The organism is Paenibacillus planticolens (assembly GCF_013141725.1).
GTDB classification, from domain to species: Bacteria; Bacillota; Bacilli; order Paenibacillales; family NBRC-103111; genus Paenibacillus_E; species Paenibacillus_E planticolens.
Genome location: NZ_WHNZ01000043.1, coordinates 1 through 25,547, shown reverse-complemented (window position 1 = coordinate 25,547; position 25,547 = coordinate 1). Strand labels below are relative to the sequence as shown.

Below are 25,547 nucleotides of genomic sequence, written 5' to 3'. Positions count from 1 at the left end.
CTGTCATATAAACAACACGTATACAATACATAATGTATCATATAATGTAGACGTTGATACAATTTGTATTGTATACTGATGGTATTTTTGATACATTTTGTTTCAAACGTTGTGAATTGCCCGTTTTTAGGTCCAGTTACTAGTCAGGAATGGAGGTAAGAAAGAAAAATGTTCAATAAACAGACGAAGGTTTTGTTAATTGCCCTCTTAGTATTCATGCAAAGCCTGTACGGGATTAGCTTTTCAACGAAGGTCGGTGCTACCGCAATTACAGAAAGTATTTTGGACAGTGTGACTATGGTGGTATACGACAGTGCGGGACAAGTGGTGACGGGCAACGTTTATGATCAAGGGGCCAAGGTGAAACTGGACTATACTTGGTCTCTGCCAAACGGTCACCGTGCCGGAGATACCTATTCGTTTGATCTGCCGCAGCAGTTTTTACTATTCAATGATATTAGCGGCAATCTGACTATGGGGGATGATCAGGTAGGAACGTTCCATGTAGGAAAAGACAGTCATCAAGTCGTGATTACATTTAATAACTACATTGAAAGCCATGACAATGTGAAGGGCACTCTCTCACTCAATACCCAGTTCAATAAAAGCCAGATTACAGGAAGCACCACGCAAATTATTAAAATTCCGATTCATTCCGGAGAACAGGTGTTTACGCTCACCTTCAAACCGACAGTTTCTTCTACAATTAGCAAAACCGGTGTAGCTAAGGGGTTCAATGCTAAGCAAATAGATTGGACTGTCGATGTGAACAAATCTCTGGACTCCATTCAGGGCGCTATTATAACAGATCCTATACCCACAGGGCTCTCCGTTCCGGTAACAGTTGCCGTTTACCATCTGGATGTACAATTGAATGGCACAACGGTTCAGGGTGATTTGGTGGACAGCAGCGAGTATACGGTGAGTACGGAGGGGAATGTTCTTTCTTTACACTTTACAGACAGCCCTATTGTTTCTGCCTACCGCATTCAATATACGACGCCAATCGCTGACCAATCCAAAGGGCCATTCGTGAACACCGCAAAGTTGGAGGGAAGCAACATAACAACTGCTCAGGCAACTGCAACGGTCGCCGTAAAGCATGGAAGCCCGCTTGAAAAGACTGCCCTCGAATACATAGCCAGTTCTCAGTCCATCCGCTGGGCAATTATGTACAATTATAACGAAGGGAACATTGCCCAGGAGGCAGCGTGGTTATCAGACCTATACAATGACTCCCAAGATTTAGTTCCGGATTCTCTCAAAGTCTATCCGGTAACGTTCAGTCCCACTGGCGACGAGGAGTTGGGCAGTGAATTGCCTGCTTCCGAATATACAGTGACGCCACAACAGGCAACGGCTACCGCTAAGAGAGGGTTCAAGCTTCAGTTTAATACTGATATTTCATCGGCTTACAAAATCATCTATGTAACGAAGTCAAGTATTCCCGTTGTCAATAATGTGTTAATAACGAACCAAGTCACTTCCGGCAGCGGAATCGTTAAAACAGCTTCAAAGCCTCTCTTGCAGGCTGTTCTTGCCAAAACTTTTGGAACTGTAGACTATGGGGCTAAGACGATTGTATGGAACGTAGCGATTAACGGGGATAGTCATGAAATGTACCATGTTACTGTGAACGATACATTTCCGAATAAAGGCCTCCAACTTCTCCCGGATTCGCTAGTCATTAAAAAGGGCACCACAATACTAGATCCAACAGAGTATACAATCGATAATTCGGTAGCCCCTGACGAAGGCTTGAAAATTACATTTGAGAATACGCTTAACAGTCCGATTACAATTAGCTACAAAACGGAATTTAATCTGGATTGGATTCAGCCTGCGGGCAGCACCATCTTTAGCAATTCGGCCGAGCTCAAATGGTTCGATCGTACTGAAGTCTGGCAAACCAAAACGGTAACCACTAATTTTGAACCAAGGGCTGAAGTCAAGAACAATGGGTTTAAAAGCGGCGAGTATAATGCGAATTCAAAAGAAATCACTTGGACAGTAGGTTTCAACTATAACAAGAAACCGCTTGAGTCAGCAGTGATCGAGGACCTTTTGCAATCAAATCAAAAGCTGGTGGAAGGTTCCAACGGTTCCGTTGCCTTAGCTGTCTACAACATGAATATTTTGGGTGATGGGCCGAGTTTTAAGGGCTCTAAAGTGGATTCATCAAACTATGACTACCATGTGGATGCTTACAATAAGCTAATCGTGACATTCAGACAACCAATTTCATCACCGTATTATTTAGTCTTTACAACGAGTCTTGAGGGCCAGCTTATTAATAGTACGGTGAATAATTCGGCCAAATTATTTGACGGCAGTAAACCCGTATCGAATGATCTTACAGCAACTGTTAACATTCCGCACGGGGGAGAGTATGTCAGCAAAGAAGGTCAGCAGAGCGGCGAGAAGATAAACTGGAAAGTTATCATCAATCGCGGAAAATCCACGGTATCAGACGCTGCGATCTTCGATACACCGACGAAGAATCAGATACTGCTTCCGGATTCATTCCATCTCTTTGCGACAAGCGGCGATTTAATTAAGGGTGCGGAGTTGACAAAGGGTACGGACTACACGGTGACATTCCAATCCTATGACGACGGCAGACAAACGTTTGAATTAAAGTTTGCAAAGCAGATTAATTCGGCCTACATCTTGGAATATCAATCTCTCATTGCAGCCAATGATAAAGACATCGTTTCCAATAAAGTCAGTTTTAGCGGCAACAACGAAACGCCAGTCACCAAAGAAACCGTTCAGGATGTTTTGGTAGGTGTTTCGAGCGGTTCCGGCACTGGCAGCGGTGTCAGAGGATCTCTATCGGTGAAGAAAGTTGATGCAGCTAACGAAAATTTACTGCTTAGCGGAGCAACTTTCGAACTGTACCGCAAGTCCGGAGACACAAAGGATCTGATTAGCACGGTGACTACGAATGCGAACGGGACTGCCGACTTTACCGGCCTTCTGGCTGGTGAGTATATGGTGAAGGAAACCAAAGCTCCTGCCGGGTATGTGTTAAACGGTGTCGAACGCTCTATAACGCTTGGTTCGGCGCAGAACTTGGTCTTAACCGTCACCAATGCAAGGTCTCAACCGGATCCGTCGCCATCGCCGTCACCATCACCATCGCCATCGCCGTCACCATCACCATCGCCATCGCCGACGCCGTCGGGACCAAGCACACCGTCCGATCCAGACCCGACTCCGACTCCGAGCGCCTCGCCAACGCCGAAGCCAAGCGTGACGCCGGCACCGTCGGCTTCGCCAAGTCCGAGTACAAAACCAAATCCAAGTCCAAGTCCGACTCCGGCTGGAACGTCAAAACCGTCGAACGAATCTGCTCCCAATGCCAGTCCGACACCAACCGGGGGGCTTATTCCAGTGAAGGGTGATAACGAAGGGGGAGGGAATCAGCCTGACAATCACGCGGAAACACTTCCTGTAACCGGAGAGTCCAGCCATACAGCTGTGAAACTAGCGGGAGTAGCTTTGGTTCTATCTGGCTTTATGTTGAGAAAAAGACGGCGTAAGCCATAAAGCGCAAGTGTACTTTTGCAAAAAGCAGTCAGCCGCACTAGCCGGCTAACTGTTTTTTGCCGTTCTGTTTACCTCGTGATTAGACCCTCTCAAAAATGGAAAAACTAGGAGAAGAACTGCTAGAGAGCAAAACTTTTTCTTGGGCCAGGGAGGCAAATATCATGATGAAGCAGATTTTGTTAATTACAGACGGATGCTCGAATGTTGGTGTGAGTCCGGTAATCGCGGCCGCACAAGCGCATACAGAAGGCGTAACAGTGAATGTCATCGGTGTGGTCGACCAAGGGGAGCTAGGCATGCTGGGCTCCGAGGAAATTCGGGAGATTGCCGCGGCGGGCGGCGGGATGAGCCGGATTGTTAATTCGGGCCAACTGTCCCAAACCGTTCAGATGATGACACGCAAAACCGTAACGACAACGATTCAGCATGCGGTAGGCAAAGAATTGCAAAGTATTCTGGGAATTAATCAATTAGAGCAGCTTCCGCCGGAGAAGCGGGCTGAGGTGGTTCAGGTGATCGACTCGATGAGCGAAACCTCTTCCCTTCGCGTAGCGCTTTTAATAGATGCTAGTGCTAGTATGAAGCCCAAGCTTGCAGCCGTAAGGGAAGCCATTCATGATCTACTGCTAAGTCTCAGAGCGCGCAGCGGCAAAAGTGAATTAGCGGTGTTTCATTTCCCTTCCACCAAAACAAGAGACCAAGAGCTGGAGATGGATCTCGATTGGACGAATCAACTTGCAAATTTAGATAAGATGTTCTATAAAATAAACATGAAGGGTACGACTCCGACAGGTCCGGCGCTCCTGCAAACGCTGCAGTTCGTAACGGAGAAGCCTGTCATACCAACGACCGGGGATGGGATGCTGAGTGACTACGTGGTATGAGGAAGCCTTCCGTCCAGGGGCAGAGATCCAAGGCAAATGGAACGGCCACAGCTATGTGGTTGAACGTTTATTAGGTGCTGGCTCTAACGGTGTTGTGGTTCTCGTACGAAGAGGAACGGTCCGGTTTGCGTTGAAAGCGGGACATGAAACGGTTGACCATCAATCGGAGATCAACTCGCTTCTCGCCATATCGCTCACAGAAACATCTTTTAAGCATTTTTTAGTCGATGCGGATGATATGCAGGTTCGCGGGAAAGATGTTTCTTTCTATGTCATGCGGTATATTGAAGGAATGACAATTTCTCGTTTTATGCATAAGCGAGGACAGGATTGGATCTATGTCATTGGCTCTAATCTGCTGCGCAAGCTGACCGAGATCCATCAGAGCGGATATGTGTTCGGCGATTTGAAGATTGAGAATATGATCGTATCCAACTATGGCGATGTGGACCTCATTGATTTTGGAGGGGTAACACCGAAAGGCAGAGCCATTAAACAGTTAACGGAAGTGTACGATCGCGGCTTCTGGAACATGGGGGAGCGGGTAGCGGAAGAGAGCTATGATTTATTTTCATTTGCCATTTTACTTTTAAAATCGCTCGATCAGCGCCAACGCTTCTCCGCTATTAACAAAATGCTGCCTCAGAACAGGGACTTGGAGCAGCTTATGGCAATCATCCGTGAGAATCCGGCCGCTGCCCACATTGCGCCTTTTCTGCATAAAGCTCTGAAAAGTGAATTCGGCACCTCACAAGAAGCCTATCACTATTGGAGAAAGCTTATCTCAGGTAAGAAGCTCGCACAGCCCGCGCTCAAAATGCCATGGCTGAAAATTTGCTTTGCCGCTTCCATTTTTATTTTTGGGGCCACGATTTATTATATGTATTGGTTGAATTAGCCAGGTAAAAGAGCGAGGAAGAAAGGAATACAGCATGGAAGTCGATCTTGCCGCCGTGGTGCGGCAGCGGATAACAGAAGAGAGGCTGGCGGATCCGGGAGATGTCGTCGTCGTTGCGGTTTCAGGGGGGCCTGATTCCGTGGCGCTGCTTCATGTCCTTTTTACGCTGGCGGACAGCTTCAAATGGCAGTTGGTTGTAGCCCATGTAAATCATCAATTCCGGGGAGCGGAGTCCGATGCGGAGGCCGATTTCGTTATGGAGCTGGCTAAGAGATGGGGGATCCCTTATGAAATCGGGGTTATCGATGTCCCGGCTTATATAGAGGAAACGGCGCTCAACGGTCAAGCCGCCGCGCGTGAGAAACGGTACGAATTCCTGCATCAAGTGGCTGCCGACTATGGGGCTCAGCGAATTGCTTTCGCTCATCATGCGGATGATCAGGCGGAAACGGTCTTGATGAGAATCCTTCGCGGAACAGGCCCGTCCGGGCTTGTCGGGATGCCGGAACGAAGAAGCGAAAAAAAAGTGGAACTGATTCGTCCTTTCCTACGTATATACAAATCAGATATTGTGAATTATTGCTTTCAGCATGAAATTACTTATTGCAACGACAGCAGCAATGCGCTGCGGAAGTACTTTCGTAATCAAATTCGGCTTGATGTCATGCCGGTGCTGAAGCAGTATAATGAACAACTTCCGGAATCGCTGAATCGATTGACGGATATGATGCGCGCTGAGGATGATTATTTGGCTGGGGAAACCGAGCGGGTTTTACGCCGGATAGTGACTTTTCAGGGAGCTGTTTGCCGTCTGGAGAGAAGTGATTTCACCGGACTGCACGTTGCTTTACAAAGGCGTTTGATTAAATTAATATTAAACTGTCTTTGTTTGGGAATGGACCGGCTGGAATTTAACCGGATTGAATGTATCCGCGAGCTGATCTTACAAGATCAAGTTTCTAATCAAGTCTTGCAGGTAAATGATGCGCTTTATATTGTGAGAGAATATGAAGACATTCAATTTCAGACATTTGCTCCTACGCCGAAGCCTTATGAATATGAGATCGGATTAGATACGGATGGGCTGAACTTGCCAGAAATAGAAGCCGGGCTGCTCATCTCTTGGATGCACGTCAGTTCGATAGAGAAAGCTGATTTGCTCTCATCGGCAACGGACGTATTTTTGGATCTGGATCAACTTCAATTGCCGCTTTATATGCGAAGCCGCAGGTCTGGAGATCGATTGGAACCTCATGGTTTAAACGGGTCCAAAAAGGTAAAAGATATGTTCATTGATGCCAAAATGCCGCTAAGCCGGCGCGATGTCATCCCGTTACTGGTCGATGCTTCCGGACAGATCCTTTGGATTGCCGGCTTTCGCAGGTCCAAGCACGCTCTTGTCGGACCCGATACGGAACGTGTGCTTCATCTGAAGCTCGTGCTGAAGTAACATGCGTAAATTTCGTTCTTCTAGAATGTAAATTTATAAGGATTCATAATATAATCTAGGGGGTTCATCCTTGTACAGCGACATTCAAGAAGTTCTTTACAGTGAAGAACAGATTCAAGGGAAGATTAAAGAATTAGGAGAGCAACTCTCCGTCGATTACGAAGGCAAGAATCCATTGGTTATTTGCGTGCTTAAGGGAGCTTTTATTTTCATGGCTGACCTTGTCAAGCAAATCAGAGTACCGTTGGAACTCGACTTCATGGCCGTTTCGAGCTATGGCCAATCCACGAAGTCATCCGGCGTCGTTAAGATTATTAAAGATCTTGATGTTCCGGTAGAAGGGCGTCACATTCTTATCGTGGAGGACATTATCGATAGCGGTTTAACGCTGAGTTATCTGATAGATGTGCTAGAGCGACGCAATGCGAAGACGATTTCGGTCGTTGCGCTGTTTAATAAACCGGGTCGCAGAACCGTGGAGCTCGAACCTGATTACACAGGTTATGTGCTTCCGGACGAGTTCGTTGTCGGATATGGTCTAGATTATGCAGAGAAATACCGTAACCTTCCATTTATCGGCATATTGAAACCAGAGATCTATACTACCTAATGTCATACTTCCCGGCTTCTTCAATGCGGTTATGTTGTAGTGCTTTACCGGGATATGGTAAAATAATAAAAGTGTGCCGTTCGAGAGGAGGCTTGGGATGAATCGAATTATCCGGAATACCGGTTTTTATTTACTTATATTTTTGGTAACAGTAGGTATCGTCCATTTCATCAGTACCCAAAACGAACAAAAGGAAGTAATAACTTACGATAAATTCCGCCAAGCAGTCGTTACCAAAAATGTGGAATCCGTAACGTTGAAGTTCGATGGTTACACGTATTTGATTAGAGGTAAGTACATTAACCCTCCAAGCGGTGCAGATAAGAAGAGCTTTGAAACGCACGCTCCGTATGAGCCTTTGGTCGTTCAATTGATTGAAGCCAATGGCGTTCCGACGGAAACGTATGAGACGATGGAGAGGGATAGCGTATGGATTAGTTTCCTTACCTCTATTATCCCATTCGTCATTATCTTCATTTTGTTTTTCTTCCTGTTGAATCAAGCGCAGGGCGGCGGCGGCAAAGTCATGAACTTCGGCAAAAGCCGTGCACGCTTATATAACGAGGAAAAGAAGCGTGTCACATTTGAAGACGTGGCAGGCGCGGATGAAGAGAAGCAAGAGTTGGTCGAGGTTGTTGAGTTCCTCAAAGATCCACGGAAATTCGCAGCAGTCGGCGCTCGAATCCCCAAAGGGGTTCTGCTCAACGGTCCTCCGGGAACAGGTAAAACATTGCTTGCACGGGCGGTTGCCGGTGAAGCAGGCGTGCCGTTCTTCAGTATCTCCGGTTCCGACTTCGTGGAGATGTTCGTCGGTGTCGGCGCATCCCGTGTACGTGACTTGTTCGAAAATGCGAAGAAAAATTCGCCTTGTATCATTTTCATTGATGAGATCGATGCTGTCGGTCGTCAACGTGGCGCCGGCTTAGGCGGCGGACACGACGAGCGTGAGCAAACCCTCAATCAGTTGCTCGTTGAAATGGACGGGTTTGGCGCAAACGAAGGTATTATTATCGTTGCCGCGACGAACCGCCCTGATATTCTTGACCCTGCCTTACTGCGTCCAGGCCGTTTCGACCGTCAAATCACGGTTGACCGTCCGGATATTAAAGGCCGCGAAGCTGTACTGAAAGTACATGCTCGCAATAAGCCGCTTGCCAAAGATGTGAAGCTGGACGCTTTGTCCCGTTACACAACTGGATTTACAGGCGCTGATCTAGAGAATCTATTGAATGAAGCGGCTTTAATCGCTGCTCGCCGTAACCGTAAAGACATTTCCATGGCTGAAGTCGAGGAAGCTTTTGACCGTATCATTGTCGGTACGCAGAAGAAAAGCCGGATTATTAGCGATGTTGAGAAACGTATTGTCGCCTATCATGAAGCCGGACACGCAATCATTGGTTATCATGCGGAAAATGCAGATATGGTGCACAAAGTGACGATCGTTCCGCGCGGACGCGCCGGCGGTTACGTCATGATGCTGCCTAAAGAAGGCGAAGACCGCATGATGCAGACGAAGAACGAGTTGCTCGATAAAGTGACTGGACTCCTCGGAGGCCGCGTTGCCGAAGAATTGTTTATCGGCGAGATCGGTACAGGGGCTTACAGTGACTTCCAGAAGGCAACCGGCATCGTTCGCCGCATGATTATGGAATACGGAATGAGCGATAAGCTGGGTCCGATGCAATTCGGCAGCTCGCAAGGTCAAGTGTTCTTGGGCCGCGATATCGGTCATGAACAGAACTACAGCGATGCGATCGCATATGAGATCGACCAAGAGATGCAAAGCATTATCCGTGCTTGTTATGATCGTGCGCGTGCCATTCTTACGGAGCATGCGGATCAGATGCATCTTGTAGCCAAAACGCTGCTTGAGAAAGAAACGCTCGATAAAGACGAAATTATTGAGCTCTTGGAAAAAGGCAAACTGAATGCTAGCGGAGATGACGAAGACGTTAAAGTGAACATTCAGCCGCAAAGCCAAGCAAATGAAAGCAACAAGTTAGAGTTCGACAAAGATAAAGAGAAAGACAAGGAACCCAATTCGGATCAATCCGAAGAGTAACAAGGGATAGCAACACGTAAATCCGGTGTACACGTCAGGTGTACCCGGATTTTTGTGGTTATTTCGGCTTTTTTACGCATTGACAGGGGATGCTGGAATGTGTAAATTAGTTGTAAATCTCTAAATTTACGAGGGTTTGATCATACTATTTTAGATGTTATGTAAGTATTATGAAATACATTTTACATCCCAAACCGGGGAGGAAGCATCCATGGAAGCTTTAGCATTAGAGCGCAAAGCGGAGCAGAATCGTATATTGAAAGAACGGTTGCTGCAACTGAAGAAAGAACGGAATGCCATTATTCTGGCTCATTATTATCAGCGTGACGAGGTTCAAGAGGTTGCCGATTTTCGGGGGGATTCCTTCTTGCTAGCGCAAAAGGCGGCACAAACAGATGCAGATGTTATCGTTTTTTGCGGCGTTCATTTCATGGGAGAAAGCGCTAAAATATTAGCCCCGAACAAAACGGTAATTATCCCCGATGAACGGGCAGGCTGCCCGATGGCGGATATGGTGAATGTTGAAGGTCTTCGTGCTTTGAAGCGCCAACATCCTAAAGCTAAAGTCGTTGCTTACATTAATACGTCAGCCGATGTTAAATCAGAAACAGATATTTGCTGTACATCCGCAAATGCCATAAACGTCATCAATTCCGTCGATTCAGATGAAATCATCTGGGTACCGGATAAAAATTTGGGCGACTATGTATCAAAATTCACAAGCAAAAAAGTGATCATCTGGGAAGGTTACTGCAACACGCATGATATGCTGACCGTCAAAGATGTCGAAGAAATGAAAGCGCAGTATCCGAATGCGCAATTCGTGGTCCATCCGGAGTGCCGGCCAGAAGTTGTGAAACTTGGCGATTTTGTAGGGAGTACGACAGCGATTATTAAATATTGCAAAGAGTCAGACTGCAAGGAATTTATTGTCGGAACGGAAGATGGGACAGGTTACCAACTGCGCCTGGACAGCCCGGACAAACAATTCCACTTCGCAACGAAATATTTGGTCTGCCCGAATATGAAAGTGAACAATTTAAAGAAAATTGTGAAATGTTTGGAGACGATGCAGCCGGAGATTTATGTGCCGGAAGATGTAGCCGATAAAGCAAGATTGTCCTTAGAGCGCATGTTACAAGTAAAGTAGCATGCGCTACTCTCTTGTTTAATTGAATGAACGCATCAATTTGTATAATTAACGGTGAAGAACGGGTGAGCGGCATGATTCCTAGATACCTCGTAGATGTAGATTTAAATTCCATTCCTCATGTACATACAGATGTGATTGTGATTGGCGCAGGTATTGCGGGATTATTTACGGCATTGCGCGCTAGTGAAAATAAGAAAGTTCTGATGATTACGAAGAAATCGCTCCTCGACAGCAACACCCGTTATGCACAAGGCGGGATAGCTGCTGTTATTTCCGATGAGGATTCACCTGAATATCATATGCAGGATACTTTGATCGCCGGTGCCGGCCTCTGCTCGCCTGAGGCTGTTGACGTTCTTGTTCATGAAGGGCCTAACGGCGTTCAGGATCTGATTCGCATGGGAACTCAGTTCGATTTGGAGAACGGAGAGTTCGCTTTGACCAAAGAAGGGGCTCACAGCCAGCGCCGCATTCTGCACGCACACGGCGACGCTACCGGCGCCGAGATTGTACGGGCTCTTTCGGAACGCACGAAGCAGGATCCGAATATCGAGATTTGGGACGATCACTTTGTCATCGACCTCATCACGCAAGATGGCGAGTGCTACGGCGCACTCGTACAGAAGCCGGGCGGCCAGCGGGTGTTTGTCCGCGGCAACGCCACGATCCTCTGCTCCGGGGGGGCGGGGCAGCTGTTCCGCTACACGACGAACCCGGATATCGCGACCGGCGATGGCATCGCGATTGCCTATCGCGCCGGCGCGCAAATTCAAGACGTGGAATTTGTTCAATTCCACCCAACGGCGCTCTGCTACCCAGGTGCTCCGCGTTTTCTTATATCGGAAGCGGTGCGCGGCGAGGGGGCTTATCTGCGCAACATCAAAGGGGAACGCTTCATGGATCGTTATCATCCGCAACTTGAGCTAGCGCCTCGGGATGTTGTGGCTCGCGCCATTGTGGACGAGATGGAGAATTGCAAATCGACGTTCGTTTATATCGATATTACGCACGAAACCGAGGAGCTCATTAAACACCGGTTTCCTACGATCTATGAGTTCTGCTTGAATTATGGTCTGGATATGAGCACAGACTGGATTCCAGTTGCTCCTGCAGCCCATTATATGATGGGTGGCGTTAAGACTGATTTGCATGGTGAAACACACGTCCGCAGACTTTTTGCTTGCGGTGAGGTGTCTTCTACAGGTGTACATGGCGCTAACCGCTTGGCTAGCAATTCGTTATCGGAAGCTATCGTTTTCGGTAGAAGGATCATAGAGCGTATTCAAGAGCTTCCGCCTCTGGAAGGCGATATTCAGCTCCGCGCAGAGTCGGAAGCGCCAAGAACGGAAATTCCTAACCAGGCCGTTGTCGAAAAGAAGCTGAAATTGCAGAAAGTCATGCTGCGGTACGCCGGACTGAAGCGTTCGGCCAAAGGTCTGCAAAAAGGCCATGACGAACTGTCCAGACAGCTGTCCATTTACGATTCCCTAATGACGAAACGTGAAGAATATGAGTTTGCTAATTTACTGAACTGTGCTTTGCTTACGACAACAGCAGCTTTGACGCGTGAGGAAAGCCGGGGCGGTCATTACCGCGAAGATTTCCCGGAGCGGGACGATCATGCTTGGAAGAAGCATATTGTTTTTAAGCGCGGGGAAGATAGCATTGAGGAGTGGATTTAATATGCTGGATTTAAATATGGAACTAATTCGTAAACATATTCGGCTTTGGTTAGAAGAAGATATTGGCACAGGAGATGTCACGACTCTGACAACGATCCCTTTGGAACATGCGTCCAAAGGGATTATCCACGTCAAAGAAGATGGGATCGTATGCGGTCTGCGAATTGCTCAAGAAGTTTTTGCCGTCGTCGATGCTTCCCTTCGTTTTGAAACTAAAGTGGCCGAAGGATCGTCTGTTAATAAAGGGACTATACTAGCTGAAGTGGAAGGAAACACCCGGAGCATTCTGCTTGGGGAACGTTTGAGCCTTAACCTCATGCAAAGAATGTCCGGCATTGCGACCAGAACGCGGGAGTATGTTGACGCTCTGGAGGGTTTGCCGACCCGACTTGTGGACACACGGAAGACAACGCCGGGTCACCGGATGCTGGAGAAATATGCCGTTCGCGTGGGTGGCGGTCATAACCACCGTTTCGGGCTTTACGATGCTGTGATGATTAAAGATAACCACATCAAGGGTTCCGGCGGTATTACCCAAGCTGTACAGGCGGCAAGACGGCAGATTCCTCATACCATGAAGATTGAGGTGGAAGTCGAGGATTTCGATCAACTCCATGAAGCTCTGTCCGCGGGTGCAGATATCATCATGTTGGATAATATGCCACCCGTGCAAATGAAGGAAGCAGTTTCCATAATTAAAAGCAAAGCTCCGCATATTGTAGTAGAGGGGTCGGGGTCCGTAACGCTGCAGACCATTAAAGCTATGGCTGAGTCGGGCGTAGATGTGATCTCGGTCGGACGGTTGACTTACTCGGTTGCAGCGCTGGATATTTCACTTGACCTCAATGAGCGGAAGGAGACTGCGCTATGATTCTTGTCATCGACGTTGGGAATACCAACATTGTACTCGGTCTCTACAAAGGGCGTGAACTCCAACACCATTGGCGGGTAAGCACGAACCGCTCAGCCACCGTTGATGAGTACGGCATGCAGCTATTCAGCCTGTTCCAACACTCAGGGATCACATTCAGCGAAGTTGACGGTGTCATCGTCTCTTCCGTCGTCCCTCCACTCGTCAGCGTCATGGAAAACCTTTGTCTGCATTATTTAAAAAGGACGCCATTTACCGTAGGTCCCGGCATCAAGACGGGATTGAACGTGCGGGTAGATAATCCTAAAGAGGTTGGAGCGGATCGCATCGTGAATGCTGTTGCGGCGCTTGAGCTTTATGGGGCCCCTTGTATTATTGTTGATTTCGGAACAGCGACAACGTACGACTATATCGACCCTGCCCAGCAGCTTGTAGGGTGCGCCATTGCGCCGGGAATCGGGATATCGACAGAAGCGTTATATCAAAAGGCTGCGAAACTGCCGCGCATCGAGCTTGTGAAGCCGAAGAGCGTTGTAGGCAGAAACACAGTAGCGGCGATGCAAGCGGGAATTATTTACGGCTATGTGGGTCAGGTTGACGGCATTGTCGAACGGGTAAAACAGGAGTTTAATGTGAATCCTACCGTCATAGCAACGGGGGGACTTGCCGAATTGATCTCCAGCGAATCCCGAACGATTCAGATTGTGAATCCCCTGCTGACCCTGCAAGGCTTACAAATGATATACGAGAAAAACGCATAAGTTGGTTAAGGAAAGGACGTAACATGGGCGATTATTTAATTCGAGGAACGGCGCTTCAAGGGAAAGTACGTGCTTTTGCAGTACAAACCACCGTTCTCACAGATGAACTTAGCCGAAGACATCAAACGACTCCAACGGCCACAGCGGCCCTAGGAAGAACGGCGGCAGCAGGTCTTCTTCTCGGAGCCATGCTCAAAGGAGAGGAGCATCTTATTATTCAAGTCAAAGGCGACGGTCCGATCGGTCAAATTGTGGTCGATGCCAATGCCAAAGGCGAGGTGCGCGGTTATGTGGATAATCCGCTTGTTGATCCTCCCCTTAAAGCGAATGGCAAGCTTGATGTTGCTGCAGCAGTAGGAACGGAAGGCTTTTTGTACATAACCAAAGATTTAGGTCTCAAAGAGCCGTATAAAGGCAGTACGCCTTTAATAACCGGCGAGTTAGCCGAAGATTTCACATACTATTTCGCGAAGTCGGAGCAAACGCCGTCGGCTGTCGCGCTTGGTGTCTTGGTAAACACGGATCACTCCATCCTCGCTTCCGGCGGATTCGTCATTCAATTGCTTCCTGGATTAAGCGACCAAGAGATTGGGGAAATCGAGGAAATGCTCTCACGTATCCCGTCTTTTACAAGCATGCTGGGCAGTGGGTTGAACCTGGAGGAAATTCTCCAAACGGTGCTGCCGTCTTTTCAGACACTGGATCAGATGGACGTTATGTTCCGCTGCAAGTGCAGCCGGGAGAGAATTGAATCTACGTTAATTTCCTTAGGGAAAGCGGAACTTCAAGAAATTCTTGACGATGAAGGCTTTGCCGAGGTCGTGTGTCATTTCTGCAATGAAGCGTATCGCTACAATGAAGAAGAGCTGCAACGGATGATTGATCTGTAGATCAGCAGCACTATGGAAATGAAGAGGGAGTCAGGATGCAGAACGTAAAGCGATTGTGGGGAGTCATCATTGTGATGGCTGTATGTAATCTCGTGCTCGCATCCTTGCTGATCACCCATATCATGAACCAATCAGAACCGAGTCATCCAGCAGATCCTGAGCAGCAAGGCGGGCAAACCATTGAGCAGGTCGTTGCCAAAATTGGAAGTCGCGCAATCACGCGGCAAGAGTTGCAAACGGCGCTGGAACGTCATTATGGCGCAGAACTGTTAGGTCAACTGTTGGATCGTGAAGTGATACGTTTGGAAGGAAACGAGACGGGAACATCGATTGGAGACGCGGAGATTGCGCGTGAGTTGAAACGAATGCAGCAAGGCTATGAGAGTGAAGAACAATTTTACGCATCCATGCGAAGTCAATTGGGGCTGTCCCAGCAAGAAATCAAAGACGATGTTACGAATAAGCTGCTCTTGGAGAAACTCGCTACCAGCCATATACAAATAACGGATGCTCAGGTGGATTCCTATATCCAAGCGCATCCCGATGAATTTAAGCAAGAATCCGAGTACAACATCCAGCAGATCATTGTCTCTACCAAGGAACAGGCGAACAAAGTCATAGCGGCGTTGGCGAAAGGGGAAAGCTTTGAAATCCTGGCCAGAGATCGTTCTCTCGATGATGCAACCAATAATTCCGGTGGCGATTTGGGATGGATTGAGGGAGATGATCCTTTTGTGTCGGCTCCGGTGCTGGAAGCGGCGAAATTGCTGAAGGCTGGAGAAGTGAGTAAACCTGTTCCGCTGGCACAAGGCTTTGCTATTGTGAAGCTGAAAAATAAGCGGGATAAAGCCAATCCGGATCGTACGTTTATTCGGGAAAATGTACGCAGGGAGCTTGCGCTGCAGGAAGCGCCGCCCCTCAAAGATTATGTTTCGCAGCTTCGCACGAAATGGAAAGTAACGATCATAGATCCGCAGTTTAAGTAGCATACTGTGGAAAATATGGTTGACAACCATAGTATGCATTGATAAGATTAATGCATAATACCGACTAACTAACTCGGAAATCATTCATTACTCAATCTGGAGGGGACTAGAAATGGCAAGATTAGTACAAAGCATTACGGATTTAATTGGAGATACACCGCTTGTTCGCTTGAATCGTGTGGTTCCGGAAGGAAGCGCAGAGGTTTATGTTAAATTGGAATATCAGAACCCTGGTGCCAGTGTAAAAGACCGTATTGCCATCTCCATGATCGAGGTCGCCGAACAAGAAGGCAAACTCAAGCCTGGCGATACAATTGTTGAGCCAACTAGCGGTAACACAGGAATCGGAATCGCATTAGTTGCAGCTGCTAAAGGTTACAAAGCGATTCTGGTTATGCCGGAAACGATGTCTCTAGAAAGACGCAACCTGCTGCGTGCTTACGGTGCACAGCTTGTACTTACACCGGGAGCGGAAGGTATGAAAGGTGCGATCAAACGTGCGGAAGAACTGAAAGCGGAGAATCCATCCTATTTCATTCCGCAACAATTCGAGAACCAAGCGAACGTGAAAATTCACCGCGAAACAACAGGTCCGGAAATCGTGGAAGCGATCAAAGGACATGACGGCAAATTAGATGCTTTCATCGCAGGTATCGGTACTGGCGGAACGATTTCAGGCGCTGGCGGCGTGCTGAAAGAAAACTTCCCGGACATCAAAATTTATGCTGTCGAGCCTGCGGCTTCACCGGTTCTATCCGGCGGTAAACCAGGTCCTCACAAAATTCAAGGGATCGGCGCCGGCTTTGTTCCTGGTATTTTGAACACGAAGATCTATGATGAAATCATTGCTGTGGAGAACGACGACGCTTTCGAAACTTCCCGCCGCGTAGCCAAAGAAGAAGGTATTCTTGGCGGTATTTCCTCCGGTGCAGCGATTTTTGCAGCTTTGAAAGTGGCAAAAGAGCTTGGCGCAGGCAAACGTGTCGTTGCTGTCGTTCCAAGTAACGGTGAGCGTTACCTGTCTACACCGCTTTACCAATTCGAAGAGCAATAAGTTCGACATCCAACCAAGCAAGCCTCAGCTCCTGCAGCTGGGGCTTTTTTTCTGTCATGGGTTGGAGTATACTAATGGACAACTAATCCCCGGATATTACTGGAAGGAGGGGCAAACATGATTTTAACAACCTTAGAGCAATGGCGCAGTTGGTCCTCCACATTTACCATGCTGCCTTACGTCATAAAGCTTGAACTGGAGGAAGACCGTGTAGCCTCATGGGAATCGGCCTGGAAGGAAGCGTCACCGGATTCCTTCGTGCTGGAGAGCGGCAAGGGAGGGCGATACACGTTTCTCGGATTGCAGCCATTTTCAACTGTGCACGGAAAAGGGCTGGAGGCCGAAATCGCCCTGTCCGGCAAAGTAACCCGCGTGAAGGGGGAGCCCCTCACGGTCGTGAAACAATGGATGTCCTCCTATAGAAGTCCCAAAGTAGAAGGTGCGCCTAAATTCCTAGGCGGGTGTGTCGGATTTTGGAGCTACGATGTGATTCGCACCATCGAAAAGCTTCCGGCTCAAGCGGCAGACGACCTGCCAATCCCCGATTATAGCTTCGCTATGTATGATCAGGTGTGGGCTGTGGATCATCTGGAGAAGAGCCTGTACATCATGGTCCATATGCCCCGGCAGCAGGACCTTGCTGCAGATGACGCCTACCTGCAGCGGCTTTACGCCGAGGCGCAAGCCCAGGCGGCTACCATGATCAGCCGCTGGCAGGCCCTCCGCTCAAGCGGAACCGGCGCTCCACAGCACAGCGGCCCGGACGGGGCATCGATCGCGCGTGAGCAGCTGCACATCGATGTAGAGAGCATTGCAGGCATCCAGCCTGCGTTCGGCAAAGCCGAGTACATGGCGGCGGTGCAGCGCATCCAAGCCTATATCTCCCAAGGTGACGTGTTCCAAGTCAACTTGTCGGTCAGACAGAGCCGGCGGCTGAATACGACGCCGGAAGAGATCTACGAGGCGCTGCGCATCGTCAATCCCTCGCCTTACATGGGCTTGCTGCGCTTCGCAGGCTTTGCCCTTGTTTCCGGCTCGCCGGAGCTGCTCGTGCAGCTGGAGGACGGCGTCCTGCGGACGCGTCCGATTGCCGGCACGCGCCCGCGCGGCAAGGACGAGCAGGATGACCTGCGCCTGGCCGGCGAGCTCATCGACAACGAAAAAGAGCGCGCCGAGCACGTCATGCTGGTCGACCTCGAGCGCAACGACCTTGGCCGCATCTCCAAGTACGGCTCCGTCCGCGTCAAAGACTTCATGGTGATTGAGTACTATTCCCATGTGATGCATATCGTCTCCGAAGTGGTCGGCGAGCTGGCCCCAGGAAAAGATGCGTACGATGTCATTGCCGCCACATTTCCTGGAGGAACGATCACAGGCGCGCCGAAGATTCGGACCATGGAAATTATTGAAGAATTAGAACCTGTCCGCCGTGGCCCGTATACCGGTTCCATGGGGTGGATTGACTATAACGGGAATATGGAATTTAATATTATTATACGCACGCTGGTGGCGGCCGAAGGCATGGGACATATTCAAGCGGGAGCGGGGATCGTCATTGATTCCATTCCGGAGCGTGAGTATATCGAATCCTTGAATAAAGCCAAAGCGATGTGGAAAGCAATTGAATATAGTGAGCGGAGCATGAGCCGAGCTTAAGCCTGAGCAGGGCTGACGAAAGGGGAGCTTAGAATGATTTTAGTGATTGATAATTATGATTCGTTTACGTACAACCTCGTCCAATACTTGGGGGAGATTGGGGAAGAAGTCATCGTTCGTCGCAATGACGAAATTGATTTAGCGGGTGTGGAGGCTTTAGCGCCAGACCATATCTTAATATCTCCGGGTCCTTGCACCCCGAATGAAGCCGGCATTAGTCTATCACTGATTGACCATTTCAAGGGTAAAATCCCCATGTTCGGCGTCTGTCTCGGCCATCAGTCCATTGGGCAAGCTTTCGGCGGCGACGTCATTCGCGCTGAGCGCTTAATGCACGGCAAAACCTCAGAAATATTCCATGACGGCCAAACGCTATTCGAAGGGCTGCCATCTCCTTTTACAGCAACACGTTACCATTCCTTGATTGTCAAAGCGGAGACGCTGCCGGATTGCTTGGAAGTTAGTGCCCGTACTGCTGAAGGTGAAATCATGGCGCTGCGCCATAAAGAATATCCGATAGAAGGCGTTCAGTTCCACCCGGAATCCATTATCACTGAGCATGGCCACCAAATGCTGCGCAACTTCCTGCGCCGCACGGCTAAAACAGGAGCTTGATTTATGATTATTAGCATCAATGGCAAACTTATGGATGAACAGCAAGCCGTGGTCTCGGTTTACGATCACGGTTTTCTTTACGGACTAGGTCTCTTTGAGACATTCCGTACCTATAATAAAGTTCCGTTTCTTCTGCCCGAACATCTGAATCGCCTTGCGGAAGGCTGTAAGGAACTGGGGATTGTTTATGAGCCTGATCTTGATCGCATACAGAAGCTTATCAATGAGCTGCTTGCCGCGAACGAGCTTCAGGATGCCTACATTCGTTACTCCGTGTCCGCCGGTGTAGAAGCACTTGGACTTCCTTCGGGCGATTATGGACAGCCTACGGAAATTATCTATATTAAAGCTCTCCCGCCTAAGGATACGAAGATCTACGAAGAGGGCAAATCGTTGCAGCTGCTGAAGTTGCCGCGTAATACACCGGAGGGTTTGTACCGATTCAAGTCTTTTCACTATATGAACAATATTTTGGCGAAAAGAGAGCTCGGCCAGTATCCATGGGCAACAGGCGCAGAAGGTCTGATGATGAGTGAAGAGGGTTATGTGGCTGAAGGCATTGTCAGCAATATCTTTTTCATCAAGGACGGCACTTGCTACACGCCATCGCTGGATACAGGCATTTTAGCGGGAATTACCAGAGCCCATGTGCTGCGGATTGCCCAGAAGGGGCATATTCCCACCCAAGACGGATTGTATCGCTGGGAGGATCTGGCGGAAGCCGATGAAGTCTTTCTGGTCAATTCCATTCAAGAAATTGTACCGGTTACTACGCTTTACACACCAAGCGGACAAGCGATTACTGTCGGCACAGGCGCCGTTGGCCCTATAACTCGTAAGCTGCGTCAATGGTATAACGAATATTGATAAATTGAAAAACAATAGGAAGTGAACAGCAGATGAAAGTGTTATCCTTCAAAGGACACGAGCTGCCCATCGGTGATCGAACGATCATCATGGGCATATTGAACGTAACGCCCGATTCCTTCTCGGATGGCGGTTCTTATGTCAAAATCGACGATGCGGTGAGCAGAGCTCGCCAGATGGTCGCGGATGGCGCAGATATCATTGATATTGGAGGCGAGTCCACGCGTCCGGGGGCTGCTGAGGTGAGCGAAGAGGAAGAGCTTCACCGCGTCATTCCCGTTATTGAAGCGCTAAGCCGTGAAATTAACGTTCCTATATCTATAGATACATACAAAGCTGAGGTCGCTAAGCAAGCATTGGTGGCGGGCGCGCACATCATCAACGACGTATGGGGGGGACAGGCTGATTCTCGGATGGCCGGGGTAGCGGCGAGCTATGACTGTCCGTTCGTTATTACCCATAACCGTTTGAATACGGAATATAACGATTTTCTTCCTGAGGTGCTGAGCGATCTTCAGCAGTATGTGAAACAAGCCCGAGAAGCGGGCGTTCGCGACGAGCGGATTATTTTGGACCCCGGCATCGGCTTCGCCAAGTCCTACGAGCAAAACTTACAGCTCATGAACCAGCTGCGTCCGATCGTGGATCTCGGCTACCCGGTACTCCTGGGTACATCTCGCAAAAGCGTCATCGGAATGACGCTGAATCTGCCGCCGGCAGAACGGTTGGAAGGTTCAATCTCAACTGTCGTGCTGGGGATTGCGCAGGGGTGCGGTATCGTTCGTGTGCATGACGTACAAGCAACGAAGCGGGCTGCCGTTATGACAGATGCTATACTTCGCTCTTAAATGAAGGAGGTCACAACAAATGGACAAAATTACACTGTCCCGTATGCAGTTTTTTGGCAATCATGGCGTTTTCCCGGAGGAGAATAAGCTCGGTCAGCGCTTCTATGTGGATGTTGAGCTCATGCTTCCGCTTCACAAGCCGGGCTTGTCGGATCATCTCGATGATACCGTGAATTATGGGGAAGTTTTTTTCAAAGTGAAAGAAATTGTCGAAGGGCGCACCTTCAAATTAATTGAAGCTTTAGCGGAAAACATTGCATCCGAGCTGCTGCATACTTATACTAGTATCAATGAAGTGACGGTTCGCGTCATTAAGCCGCATCCGCCCTTTGCCGTTATTTTCGACGGCGTTACAGTAGAGATTAACCGAAAGCGGGCAACGTCATGACAGCCGAAGAACGAGCACGAAGCATTGCGGCTTATGTCGCATTAGGGTCTAATATAGATAATCGTGAACAATTTTTGCAGGATGCGATCACAGCGCTGAACGAGGAATCGGGGATTGTCGTGACTGGTTTGTCCAGTATTTACGAAACCGAACCGGTCGGCTATGTGGACCAGTCTGCTTTTCTTAATATGGTCGTTCAGATTCAAACGGTTATACCTGCAGAAGATTTGCTATTCACATTGCTGGCCATCGAGAATCGACTGGGACGAAAGCGCGATGTGCGCTGGGGTCCGAGAACGATCGACTTGGATTTGCTTCTGTACGGCGACGAGCGGCTTACGACCCCCGACTTGATCATTCCGCATCCGCGGATGCATGAGCGGGCTTTTGTATTAGTTCCTCTGTCTGAGGTTCTCTGCGAGCGGCAAGATGCTGCATTTGAATTCATCTCCGCACAGTTGGAGAAACTGGAAGGAAAGGAAGGCGTCGTGTTATGGAAAAAAGCACAGTAGCACAGCGCATACGCGCTTTTCGTAAATTAAAAGGGTATACCCAGAATGAATTAGCCGATTTGCTCGGCGTTTCGATCGCCATTTTGGGCGCAATTGAAAGAGGAACACGTAAGCCGGATACGAAAATTATTCAGAAAATCTCGCAAGTCCTTGGTATAGAGCCGGACGAGTTAGTTGCCGTGGTTGCGAGATGAGAGAGGTGGAATCTTCGGTGCTGAAAATAGGTAATGTCGAAGCTCCCAATAAAGTTGTGCTCGCCCCGATGGCGGGCGTTTGTAATCCTGCATTTCGTCTGATTGCCAAAGAGTTTGGCACAGGCTTGGTCTGCGCGGAGATGGTTAGTGATAAAGCGATCGTTCACGGGAACGCCCGTTCGATGGAAATGCTGTATGTGGACGACCGCGAAAAGCCGCTGAGCTTGCAAATCTTCGGCGGAGACACGGAAACGCTCGTGCAAGCGGCCAAAATCGTGGATCAGCATACCAATGCAGATATTATTGATATTAATATGGGTTGTCCTGTGCCCAAAATCACCAAATGCGATGCTGGCGCGCGCTGGCTGCTCCAACCCGACAAAATCGAGCAAATGATTGAGACGGTCGTTAAAGCTGTCAGCAAACCCGTTACCGTAAAAATGCGGATCGGCTGGGATTCCGAGCACATCTATGCTGTCGAAAATGCGAAAGCTGTCGAAAGAGGCGGCGGAAGCGCAGTTAGTGTCCACGGACGAACGCGTGAGCAGCTTTACACGGGTAAAGCGGATTGGAACATCATCCGGGAAGTGAAGCAGGCTCTGTCGATTCCCGTAATTGGCAACGGGGATGTAGTAACGCCCGAAGATGCCAAACGCATGTTGGACCAAACGGGTGTGGATGGCGTTATGATCGGTCGAGGCGCATTAGGCAATCCTTGGATGCTCTACCGTACCGTACAATACCTATCGGGTGGCGAATTGCCGCCGGAGCCGACGCCGGAAGAGAAAATCCGCATTGCAATCTTGCATATGGACCGTCTCATCGCGCTTAAAGGTGAGCATGTTGCCGTGAAAGAAATGCGCAAACATATGGCGTGGTACCTCAAAGGTTTAACTGGAGCGGCTCGCGTGAAGGATGCCATTATGGAGATGTTGAAGCGTGATGAAATGGTTCGAGCTTTGAATGAATACGTTGAGCATCTTGCTGCGCAATCGTCTCCATCCAGCGAAGAAGAATCTCCCGTACTGCAATAAATCATGCAACTATGGTTGAGATTGACATTTTGAAACGGTTGCAATATAATCAGTCAATATTAATGTGTTCCTGCATATATTGAAAGACAAACGAGCAAGTTCCTTATTTTTATAACTGTGAATTCATACTACTTGAATCAGCTCTATAAAGACCTAACTCCTAGCAGGAAGCATCGATTCAACGATATGAAAATCTTTCACATGACGGGAGATCAGTTGGTAATGGCTGAAAAAGAGGTCATTCTTACACCAGAAGGTTTGAGAAGGCTCGAGGATGAGCTTGAGCATCTGAAATCAGTGAAGCGCCGCGAAGTAGCGGAAAGAATCAAGGTTGCCATCGGTTATGGCGATATCAGTGAGAATTCCGAGTACGAAGATGCGAAGAACGAGCAAGCCTTTATTGAAGGCAGAATCATCACTTTAGAAAAAATGCTGCGCAATGCGCGGATTATTAATAACGACGATGTCGATATCAACACGGTAAGTGTTGGATCAATCGTCACACTAAAGGACTTGGAATTCGGCGATTTGGTGGAGTACAACATCGTAGGTACTGCGGAGTCCGATCCGCTGCAGAATAAGATTTCCAATGAAAGCCCGGTGGGCAAAGCAATTCTTGGCAAGCAAAAGGGCGCAACCGTTGACGTTAACGTTCCTGCTGGCGTCATTCAGTATCAAATTGTTGATATTAAAAAGTAGCGTGCAGCCGCAGCCCCGTTGCAATTTACCTTTGCGCAGCATTGGCGAATTGTCCTGGAAAGCTTCCTTACGGAAGCTTTTTTCCGGTTTAAGCACCCTTTACTAAAATATGTAGGAGATGAAAACATGAGCCAGGAAGTGGAATTGAACGAATTGCTCGTCATTCGCCGTAACAAATTGGACGAGCTTCGTGGTTTGGGCGTAGACCCCTTTGGCAGCAAATATGTAAGAACGCATACGACTCAAGAGATTTTGGCGGCTTGCCAAGATAAAACCAAAGAAGAGCTGGATGAAGAGAACCGCGAGGTAAGTATTGCCGGGCGCATTATGCAAAAAAGAGGTATGGGGAAAGCGAGTTTCGCCCATATCCAGGACATTACCGGGAAGATTCAAATCTACGTGCGAGAAGATGCGCTGGATGCCAACAAGTACAAAGCATTCGATCTCTTGGATCTTGGCGACATGGTTGGCGTTCAAGGGGTTGTGTTCAAAACAAAAACGGGAGAAACTTCGATTAAAGTCCAATCTCTCGAGGTATTGACCAAGTCTCTGCTTCCGCTTCCGGACAAATTCCATGGTCTTAGCGATGTAGAATTGCGCTATCGCCAGCGTTATGTTGACTTGATCATGAATCAAGACGTTCAGAAAACATTTATTTTGCGTTCGCGTATTATTCAGTCCATGCGACGTTACCTGGATTCCCTGGGCTATTTAGAGGTGGAAACGCCAACGTTGCATTCCGTTGCAGGCGGAGCTTCGGCGCGTCCGTTCAATACGCATCACAATGCTTTGGATATGGCGCTTCATATGCGTATTGCGATTGAGCTTCACTTGAAACGCCTTATTGTCGGCGGGTTGGAGAAAGTTTATGAAATCGGTCGTGTATACCGGAACGAAGGTATCTCCACGCGTCATAATCCGGAGTTTACGATGATTGAGCTGTATGAGGCGTACGCTGACTACAAAGACATTATGAAACTGACTGAGGAGCTTATTGCGCATATCGCTCAAGAGGTGCTTGGCACGACCTCGATTCCTTACGGCGATCATGTCGTTGATTTAGCTGTAGGTTGGAGACGTATCTCCATGGTTGATGCGGTTAAAGAAGTTAAAGGCGTAGACTTTGGTGTTCAAATGACGAACGAGGAAGCGCATCGTTTGGCCAAAGAGCACAATGTGCCTGTCGAGCCGCATATGACGTTTGGTCATATTTTGAACCAATTCTTTGAGACGTTTGTCGAAGAGACGCTGATACAGCCAACTTTTATCTACGGACACCCATTAGAAATTTCGCCGCTTGCCAAAAAGAACCCGGAGGATCCGCGTTTCACAGATCGCTTCGAGCTTTTCATCGTTGCGCGTGAGCATGCGAATGCTTTTACGGAGCTTAACGATCCTATCGATCAAAGAGAGCGTTTTGAAGCTCAACTGCGAGAGAAAGAGCAAGGCAATGATGAGGCCCATGAGATGGATGAAGACTTCATCCGTGCATTGGAATACGGAATGCCGCCGACAGGTGGTTTAGGAATAGGTGTTGACCGTTTGGTTATGCTATTGACGAATGCGGCATCTATTCGCGACGTTCTGCTGTTCCCGCTTATGCGTGAACGCCAAGGAGAATAAGGGGTACATTTCGGGGCATCGGAAGGTGCCTCGAAATTTTTTGTCGAAAGTACTTGCATAGTCTGCGATGTCTGTGGTATCTTATAAAAGTTGCCGCTGAGATGCATCAACAAATGCTTAACAAAACAACTTAAAAAAATAAGTTGCAAACAAAAACTCAGTATGGTATATTGGTCTTCCGGCTTTCGAAAGAGAGCGGGTTGGACAAGAAAACTTGATCTTTGAAAACTGAACAACGAGTGAGTAAGCACAGTCGAG

The 25,547-nt window shown here is 48.5% G+C and carries 23 protein-coding genes; all 23 read left to right on the top strand.

Annotated features, from left to right (window positions below; translation table 11 throughout):
* Positions 1-168 precede the first annotated feature (168 nt).
* Complete coding sequence (locus GC097_RS20765; protein ID WP_171685236.1) at positions 169-3,552, top strand: collagen binding domain-containing protein; 3,384 nt, start codon at positions 169-171, stop codon at positions 3,550-3,552.
* Between the two features lie 164 nt (positions 3,553-3,716).
* On the top strand, positions 3,717-4,436 hold the full coding sequence (locus GC097_RS20760; RefSeq protein WP_171685268.1) for a vWA domain-containing protein: 720 nt from the start codon (positions 3,717-3,719) through the stop codon (positions 4,434-4,436).
* A complete protein-coding gene (locus GC097_RS20755; RefSeq protein ID WP_171685235.1) occupies positions 4,420-5,334 on the top strand; it encodes a protein kinase domain-containing protein in 915 nt (304 codons plus the stop codon). The genes GC097_RS20760 and GC097_RS20755 overlap by 17 nt, the downstream gene beginning before the upstream one ends.
* A gap of 34 nt (positions 5,335-5,368) precedes the next feature.
* The gene (gene tilS / locus GC097_RS20750; protein WP_171685234.1) at positions 5,369-6,784 is read left to right on the top strand and encodes a tRNA lysidine(34) synthetase TilS; all 1,416 of its coding nucleotides are present in this window, start codon (positions 5,369-5,371) and stop codon (positions 6,782-6,784) included.
* A gap of 70 nt (positions 6,785-6,854) precedes the next feature.
* Positions 6,855-7,394: a hypoxanthine phosphoribosyltransferase gene (gene hpt, locus GC097_RS20745; protein ID WP_171685233.1), complete on the top strand. Its 540-nt coding sequence runs from the start codon at positions 6,855-6,857 to the stop codon at positions 7,392-7,394.
* Between the two features lie 97 nt (positions 7,395-7,491).
* Complete coding sequence (ftsH, locus tag GC097_RS20740) at positions 7,492-9,456, top strand: ATP-dependent zinc metalloprotease FtsH (RefSeq protein ID WP_171685232.1); 1,965 nt, start codon at positions 7,492-7,494, stop codon at positions 9,454-9,456.
* Between the two features lie 211 nt (positions 9,457-9,667).
* Positions 9,668-10,606 (top strand): quinolinate synthase NadA, encoded by a 939-nt coding sequence (nadA, locus tag GC097_RS20735; RefSeq protein WP_171685231.1) that lies wholly within the window; start codon positions 9,668-9,670, stop codon positions 10,604-10,606.
* Positions 10,607-10,680: 74 nt separating this feature from the next.
* Entirely contained in the window at positions 10,681-12,291 is a 1,611-nt protein-coding gene (gene nadB, locus GC097_RS20730; RefSeq protein ID WP_171685267.1) for an L-aspartate oxidase, read from the top strand.
* Position 12,292: 1 nt separating this feature from the next.
* On the top strand, positions 12,293-13,162 hold the full coding sequence (gene nadC / locus GC097_RS20725; protein ID WP_171685230.1) for a carboxylating nicotinate-nucleotide diphosphorylase: 870 nt from the start codon (positions 12,293-12,295) through the stop codon (positions 13,160-13,162).
* Positions 13,159-13,923, top strand: a complete 765-nt coding sequence (locus GC097_RS20720; protein WP_171685229.1) for a type III pantothenate kinase — start codon at positions 13,159-13,161, stop codon at positions 13,921-13,923. The genes nadC and GC097_RS20720 overlap by 4 nt, the downstream gene beginning before the upstream one ends.
* A gap of 23 nt (positions 13,924-13,946) precedes the next feature.
* Positions 13,947-14,813 carry an Hsp33 family molecular chaperone HslO gene (gene hslO, locus GC097_RS20715; protein ID WP_171685228.1) on the top strand — a complete coding sequence of 289 codons (867 nt, stop codon included), beginning with the start codon at positions 13,947-13,949 and terminating at the stop codon, positions 14,811-14,813.
* A gap of 35 nt (positions 14,814-14,848) precedes the next feature.
* Entirely contained in the window at positions 14,849-15,799 is a 951-nt protein-coding gene (locus GC097_RS20710) for a peptidyl-prolyl cis-trans isomerase (protein ID WP_171685227.1), read from the top strand.
* Between the two features lie 112 nt (positions 15,800-15,911).
* Complete coding sequence (gene cysK, locus GC097_RS20705; RefSeq protein ID WP_171685226.1) at positions 15,912-16,853, top strand: cysteine synthase A; 942 nt, start codon at positions 15,912-15,914, stop codon at positions 16,851-16,853.
* Positions 16,854-16,970: 117 nt separating this feature from the next.
* Entirely contained in the window at positions 16,971-18,509 is a 1,539-nt protein-coding gene (locus GC097_RS20700; RefSeq protein WP_171685225.1) for an anthranilate synthase component I family protein, read from the top strand.
* A gap of 33 nt (positions 18,510-18,542) precedes the next feature.
* Positions 18,543-19,124, top strand: a complete 582-nt coding sequence (gene pabA / locus GC097_RS20695) for an aminodeoxychorismate/anthranilate synthase component II (protein ID WP_171685224.1) — start codon at positions 18,543-18,545, stop codon at positions 19,122-19,124.
* 3 nt (positions 19,125-19,127) lie between these two features.
* Positions 19,128-19,991 carry an aminodeoxychorismate lyase gene (gene pabC, locus GC097_RS20690; RefSeq protein WP_171685223.1) on the top strand — a complete coding sequence of 288 codons (864 nt, stop codon included), beginning with the start codon at positions 19,128-19,130 and terminating at the stop codon, positions 19,989-19,991.
* A gap of 32 nt (positions 19,992-20,023) precedes the next feature.
* Entirely contained in the window at positions 20,024-20,839 is an 816-nt protein-coding gene (gene folP / locus GC097_RS20685) for a dihydropteroate synthase (RefSeq protein WP_171685222.1), read from the top strand.
* 19 nt (positions 20,840-20,858) lie between these two features.
* Complete coding sequence (folB, locus tag GC097_RS20680; protein WP_171685221.1) at positions 20,859-21,227, top strand: dihydroneopterin aldolase; 369 nt, start codon at positions 20,859-20,861, stop codon at positions 21,225-21,227.
* Positions 21,224-21,739, top strand: a complete 516-nt coding sequence (gene folK, locus GC097_RS20675) for a 2-amino-4-hydroxy-6-hydroxymethyldihydropteridine diphosphokinase (protein WP_171685220.1) — start codon at positions 21,224-21,226, stop codon at positions 21,737-21,739. Before folB ends, folK begins: the two co-directional genes overlap by 4 nt.
* Entirely contained in the window at positions 21,721-21,933 is a 213-nt protein-coding gene (locus GC097_RS20670; protein ID WP_171685219.1) for a helix-turn-helix domain-containing protein, read from the top strand. The genes folK and GC097_RS20670 overlap by 19 nt, the downstream gene beginning before the upstream one ends.
* 17 nt (positions 21,934-21,950) lie before the next feature.
* Positions 21,951-22,967: a tRNA dihydrouridine synthase DusB gene (gene dusB / locus GC097_RS20665; RefSeq protein ID WP_171685218.1), complete on the top strand. Its 1,017-nt coding sequence runs from the start codon at positions 21,951-21,953 to the stop codon at positions 22,965-22,967.
* A gap of 222 nt (positions 22,968-23,189) precedes the next feature.
* On the top strand, positions 23,190-23,666 hold the full coding sequence (gene greA, locus GC097_RS20660) for a transcription elongation factor GreA (protein WP_127457170.1): 477 nt from the start codon (positions 23,190-23,192) through the stop codon (positions 23,664-23,666).
* A gap of 126 nt (positions 23,667-23,792) precedes the next feature.
* Positions 23,793-25,289 carry a lysine--tRNA ligase gene (gene lysS / locus GC097_RS20655; RefSeq protein WP_171685217.1) on the top strand — a complete coding sequence of 499 codons (1,497 nt, stop codon included), beginning with the start codon at positions 23,793-23,795 and terminating at the stop codon, positions 25,287-25,289.
* The last annotated feature ends 258 nt before the right edge of the window (positions 25,290-25,547 follow it).

What these genes read in the sequence shown, in the direction of transcription:
- GC097_RS20700 (WP_171685225.1), top strand. Translation starts at nt 16,971, where the DNA reads ATGATTTTAACAACCTTAGAGCAATGGCGCAGTTGGTCCTCCACATTT.
- nadC (WP_171685230.1), top strand. Translation starts at nt 12,293, where the DNA reads ATGCTGGATTTAAATATGGAACTAATTCGTAAACATATTCGGCTTTGG.
- ftsH (WP_171685232.1), top strand. Translation starts at nt 7,492, where the DNA reads ATGAATCGAATTATCCGGAATACCGGTTTTTATTTACTTATATTTTTG.
- nadA (WP_171685231.1), top strand. Translation starts at nt 9,668, where the DNA reads ATGGAAGCTTTAGCATTAGAGCGCAAAGCGGAGCAGAATCGTATATTG.
- GC097_RS20710 (WP_171685227.1), top strand. Translation starts at nt 14,849, where the DNA reads ATGCAGAACGTAAAGCGATTGTGGGGAGTCATCATTGTGATGGCTGTA.
- greA (WP_127457170.1), top strand. Translation starts at nt 23,190, where the DNA reads ATGGCTGAAAAAGAGGTCATTCTTACACCAGAAGGTTTGAGAAGGCTC.
- GC097_RS20765 (WP_171685236.1), top strand. Translation starts at nt 169, where the DNA reads ATGTTCAATAAACAGACGAAGGTTTTGTTAATTGCCCTCTTAGTATTC.
- lysS (WP_171685217.1), top strand. Translation starts at nt 23,793, where the DNA reads ATGAGCCAGGAAGTGGAATTGAACGAATTGCTCGTCATTCGCCGTAAC.
- folB (WP_171685221.1), top strand. Translation starts at nt 20,859, where the DNA reads ATGGACAAAATTACACTGTCCCGTATGCAGTTTTTTGGCAATCATGGC.
- pabA (WP_171685224.1), top strand. Translation starts at nt 18,543, where the DNA reads ATGATTTTAGTGATTGATAATTATGATTCGTTTACGTACAACCTCGTC.
- cysK (WP_171685226.1), top strand. Translation starts at nt 15,912, where the DNA reads ATGGCAAGATTAGTACAAAGCATTACGGATTTAATTGGAGATACACCG.
- folK (WP_171685220.1), top strand. Translation starts at nt 21,224, where the DNA reads ATGACAGCCGAAGAACGAGCACGAAGCATTGCGGCTTATGTCGCATTA.
- GC097_RS20670 (WP_171685219.1), top strand. Translation starts at nt 21,721, where the DNA reads ATGGAAAAAAGCACAGTAGCACAGCGCATACGCGCTTTTCGTAAATTA.
- hslO (WP_171685228.1), top strand. Translation starts at nt 13,947, where the DNA reads ATGGGCGATTATTTAATTCGAGGAACGGCGCTTCAAGGGAAAGTACGT.
- GC097_RS20760 (WP_171685268.1), top strand. Translation starts at nt 3,717, where the DNA reads ATGAAGCAGATTTTGTTAATTACAGACGGATGCTCGAATGTTGGTGTG.
- pabC (WP_171685223.1), top strand. Translation starts at nt 19,128, where the DNA reads ATGATTATTAGCATCAATGGCAAACTTATGGATGAACAGCAAGCCGTG.
- nadB (WP_171685267.1), top strand. Translation starts at nt 10,681, where the DNA reads ATGATTCCTAGATACCTCGTAGATGTAGATTTAAATTCCATTCCTCAT.
- tilS (WP_171685234.1), top strand. Translation starts at nt 5,369, where the DNA reads ATGGAAGTCGATCTTGCCGCCGTGGTGCGGCAGCGGATAACAGAAGAG.
- GC097_RS20720 (WP_171685229.1), top strand. Translation starts at nt 13,159, where the DNA reads ATGATTCTTGTCATCGACGTTGGGAATACCAACATTGTACTCGGTCTC.
- folP (WP_171685222.1), top strand. Translation starts at nt 20,024, where the DNA reads ATGAAAGTGTTATCCTTCAAAGGACACGAGCTGCCCATCGGTGATCGA.